Here is a 4,200-nt window from a genome sequence, read left to right as displayed (position 1 = left end):
ACCGCCCGACCGGCCGCCCGCCCGCCCGTCCTCAGGACGCGGCCGCGATGATCTCCCGCGCCACCACCGGCAGCGATTCCGGGTGCAGGAACAGGAACAGGTTCGGCTCCACCAGCTCCAGTTCCATCAGCCGGGGCAGACCGTCCTCGCCGTCCACCAGGTCCACGCGGGCGTAGAGGAGACGGTCGGGGCCACCCGGCACCGCCGCCAACGCCGACCGCGCGACCGCGAGTTCGGCCTCGGTCGGCTGCCACGGCTCCAGGCCGGGGTGCGGGGTGCGCGGGGCGTCGTACGCCGTGCCCGGGGTCAGGACCGCGCCCTTGCGGCTGGCGTGGAGCAGCCGGCCGCCGAAGTACTGGAGAGCGCGCTCGCCGCCGGTGTCCACGGCGCTCATGTACGGCTGGACCATGGCGGTGAGGCCCTCGGTGTGCAGCCGGGCCACGTGCCGTACGGCCACGTCCTGTTCGGCCGGGGTGTAGCGCGCGGCGTAGCGGGCGCCCGCGCCCGAGGCGGGCTTGACCACGTACTCGTACTCCGAGGGCAGCTCGGCCGGGGAACCGGGGGCGATGTACCGGGTCGGGACCGTGCGGACCCCCGCCGCAGCCAGGTCGCCCACGTATCGCTTGTCGCAGTTCCAGTGGATCACCTCGGCTGGGTTGAGCAGCCGGGTCGTCGCGTCCACCCGGTCCACCCAGGCCGCGAACTCGGCGGTGCGCCAGGCGTAGTCCCAGGTCGAGCGGACGAGGACGAGGTCGTACGAGGCCCAGTCCGTGTCCGGGTCGTCCCAGAAGCGGCTCTCCGCGTCGGCGCCCGCCTCCCTCAACTCCCGTACCAGCTCGGGCAGATCGACGTCCCGGGCGGGACCGTTCGTCGCGTCGTAGGTGGCGAGGGCTATACGGGGCACGGCGGGCGTCCTGTCGTACGGCGATTCGATCAACGGCATCGACGGCGAGGCTAGCAACCGCGAGGGAACCGGGACAGCCCTGTTGACCTTCACCTTCGGGGAAGCCCCAGCATCGGTGGGGAAGCGAGGAACACCTCTGAAGAGAGGCGGAGTTCGCATGGAACTGCTGACGATCGGCGCCTTCGCGCGGGCGAGCAGGCTCTCGCCGAAGGCGCTCAGGCTGTACGACGAGCTGGAGTTGCTGCGGCCCGCCCGGGTGGCTCCGGACACCGGCTACCGCTACTACGCCGTAAGCCAGTTGGAGCGCGCCCGGCTCGTGGCGTGGCTGCGCAGGCTCGGGATGCCGCTGGCGGAGATCCGCGCCGTGAGCGCCCTGGAGGGGGCGGACGCGGCGCGCGAGGTCCGGGCGTACTGGGCCCGCGTCGAGGCAGAGACGGCCGCGCGGCGGGATCTCGCGGCGTTCCTCGTGGACCAGTTGACCGCCGAGTCCGGAAGGGACCACACCGACATGCTGGAACTCCGTTACGCCGCCCGCGCCGACCGCGGGCACGTCCGCACCGTCAACCAGGACACCGTGTACGCCGGGCGCCGACTCCTCGCCGTGGCCGACGGGTTCGGCCCCGCCGGGGCACCGGCGAGCGGCGCCGCCGTGGACGCGCTCCGCTTCCTCGACGAGACGGAGGAACTCCGCGCGGGCAGTGTGCTGAACCTCCTGGAGGACGCGGTGCGCGGCGCGAGCGAGGCGATACGGGACCTCGGGGACGGCGGCGACGGCGCCGACGACTCCGGCGCCACCCTGACCGCACTGCTCTGGACCGGCTCCCGGCTCGCCCTCGTCCACATCGGCGACTCGCGCGCCTATCTCCTGCGCGACGGCGAGCTGTTCCGCGTCACCCACGACCACAGCGTCGTCCAGTCCCTGCTGGACGAGGGACGGCTCACCCCCGAGGAGGCCGCCGTCCACCCCCAACGCGCCCTGCTGATCAAGGCACTTGGCGGCGCCACCGCTCCCGTACCCGATCTGCGGCTCCAGGAGGCGCGGGCCGGGGACCGGTATCTGCTCTGCTCCGACGGGCTGACCGGCGTCGTACCGGACGGGCGGATAGCGGAACTTCTCGCCGCCGCAGCCCAACCCGCCGACGCCGTCGAGGCGCTGATCGACGCGGCGAACGCGGCGGGCGGGCCCGACAACATCGGCTGCGTGGTCGCGGACGCGACCGCGGTACCGGGCGCCGGGCGGGCGGCCTGACGGACGTACCCACGAGGGTGCCGGGCCGGGGACCGTCGCAAGTCCCCCGCCCGCCCCCTTGTCATACCTTCCGCTTACGATCCGCACATGCAGCACACACCCGGCTCATTCGCGTCCCGTCTGGCGCGCCCCGACTTCGACATCGTGTCGGCCCACCCCGAAGCCGCCTGGCTGCGGCAGGTGGCGGCCGCGCGGGACTGGGCGTCCGTGCGCGGGTACGTCGACGGGCTGCCGCCGGGGACCAACCGCAGCTTCGCGGTCGGCATCCTGGCCGAGGTGCGCGGGACCGAGGAGTGGATGCGCCAGATCCTGGCCGCCACGCCGGACGACGTGCTCGCGCTCACGGTGCTCGGCGCCCGCGAGGTGAAGATCGGCTGGGAGATACGCACCGCCGCCTCCGCGAAGCACGTCAGCCGCAAGCAGTTCGAGGGCCTGCACGCCCATCTGCGGCTGGCCGAACAGGCGTTGATCCGGGCGACCGCCCTCGACCCGACCTTCGACGCGGCCTGGGCGGAGCGCCTGACCACCGCGAAGGGGCTGCAGCTGGGCCAGGCCGAGGCGCGCCGCCGGTACGACCGGCTGGCCGCTGTCCACCCGCACCACATCACCGGCCAGGGCCGGCTGCTCCAGCAGCTGTGCCCCAAGTGGAGCGGCAGCTGGGAGGCGGCGCACGCCTTCGCGCGCGAGTGCCTGACCCACGCTCCCGAGGGCTCGCTGAGCGGCGGCATGGTGGCCGAGGTCCACATGGAGCACTGGGTCTCGCTGAACGCGCGCGAGCGGCAGGAGTACCTGCGCCGCCCGGACGTGCACGCCGAGCTGGTCGAGGCCGCCGAACGGTCCACGCTGAGCCCGTACTTCCGGCCCGACTACCAATGGGTCACCGTCCAGGGCTACTTCGCCGCGATGTTCTCCCTGATCGGCGACCATCAGCGTGCCGCCGCCTGCTTCCGCTCGCTGAACAACCTCGCCGCCGAGTACCCGTGGGTCGAGCTGGACGGCGTGAACGCCGCGGACTCCTACATCAGGCACCGCAACGCCGCCCTGTCCAAGGGCTGAGCGGTACCCGAACACCGCGGTACCCGAACTCCGCGCTCCCGAACTCCGCGGTCCTCCGAAGACCGACCAGCCCCAAGAGATCCGGACATGAACCTCCAGACCCCCCTCCTCCACACCGAGGTCGACGGCATACCCACGCTCTTCGCCGAGACCACCGGGCCGCTGCGCGCCGGGCTGGTCTTCCGCGTCGGAGTCGCCGACGAGACGCTGGCCCGCACCGGTGTGACCCACCTGGTCGAGCACCTCGCCCTGCACCGGCTCGGCGTGAGCGACTACCACTTCAACGGCGAGACCAAGTCGGCGTTCACCCACTTCTACATCGAGGGCGCCGAGCACGAGGTGACGACGTACCTCCACACCGTCGCCGCCTCCCTGCGCGAACTGCCCATGGAGCGCCTGGAGACCGAGAAGGAGATCCTGCGCACCGAGGAGTCCCGCCGCTCCTCGCCCCAGCTCCCGCTCTGGCGCTACGGCGCACAGGGGTACGGCCTGGCCAGCTACCCCGAGTGGGGCGTGCGCGAGCTCGGCCCGGATGCCGTGCGTGACTGGGCCTGGACCTGGTTCACCCGGGGCAACGCCGTGCTGTGGATCGCGGGCGAGCGGATGCCCGCCGGTCTGTCGCTCGGGCTGCCCGAGGGCGGGCGGCACCCGATGCCCGCCGTCACCTCCGCGCTGCCCCGGACCCCGGCCTACTTCTCCGACGGCAAGGGCGGTGTGCTGCTCGACGCCGTCGTCACCGACACGGCCGCCGCCCGGCTGTACGCGGGCATCCTGGAGCGCGAACTCACCCGCGCCCTGCGCCAGGAGGGCGGCTACTCCTACACGGCGGCCACCGACTACCTCCCCCGGCGCGACGGCTACGCGGTCCTGACCGCCTTCGCCGACGCGCTGCCCGCCAAGCAGGACGCCGTGCTCGGCGGGTTCGTCGACGTGCTCGCCGGGTTCCAGGCGGGCCGGATCGACCAGGCCGCCCTGGACGCGGTGCGCGGCC

At 73.1% G+C, this 4,200-nt stretch carries 3 protein-coding genes and 1 pseudogene; 3 read left to right on the top strand and 1 reads right to left on the bottom strand.

What is annotated here, in order from left to right; all coding sequences use genetic code 11:
* Nucleotides 1-31: 31 nt before the first annotated feature.
* On the bottom strand, nucleotides 32-904 hold the full coding sequence (locus GTW40_RS10305; RefSeq protein ID WP_161179865.1) for a hypothetical protein: 873 nt from the start codon (nucleotides 902-904) through the stop codon (nucleotides 32-34).
* A gap of 157 nt (nucleotides 905-1,061) precedes the next feature.
* Here GTW40_RS10305 and GTW40_RS10300 point away from each other — a divergent pair, with 157 nt between their 5' ends.
* From GTW40_RS10300 to GTW40_RS10290, 3 genes and pseudogenes are all read left to right on the top strand, one after another.
* Nucleotides 1,062-2,153 (top strand): MerR family transcriptional regulator, encoded by a 1,092-nt coding sequence (locus GTW40_RS10300; RefSeq protein WP_161179864.1) that lies wholly within the window; start codon nucleotides 1,062-1,064, stop codon nucleotides 2,151-2,153.
* A gap of 87 nt (nucleotides 2,154-2,240) precedes the next feature.
* Nucleotides 2,241-3,209, top strand: a complete 969-nt coding sequence (locus GTW40_RS10295) for a hypothetical protein (RefSeq protein WP_161179863.1) — start codon at nucleotides 2,241-2,243, stop codon at nucleotides 3,207-3,209.
* Nucleotides 3,210-3,296: 87 nt separating this feature from the next.
* Nucleotides 3,297-4,200, top strand: a pseudogene (locus GTW40_RS10290) (insulinase family protein); the annotation flags it as partial.

Source organism: Streptomyces sp. SID4985, from assembly GCF_009863025.1.
In the GTDB taxonomy this organism is placed as follows: Bacteria; Actinomycetota; Actinomycetes; order Streptomycetales; family Streptomycetaceae; genus Streptomyces.
This window is presented reverse-complemented; position numbering and strand designations above follow the sequence as displayed.

What these genes read in the sequence shown, in the direction of transcription:
- GTW40_RS10300 (WP_161179864.1), top strand. Translation starts at nt 1,062, where the DNA reads ATGGAACTGCTGACGATCGGCGCCTTCGCGCGGGCGAGCAGGCTCTCG.
- GTW40_RS10295 (WP_161179863.1), top strand. Translation starts at nt 2,241, where the DNA reads ATGCAGCACACACCCGGCTCATTCGCGTCCCGTCTGGCGCGCCCCGAC.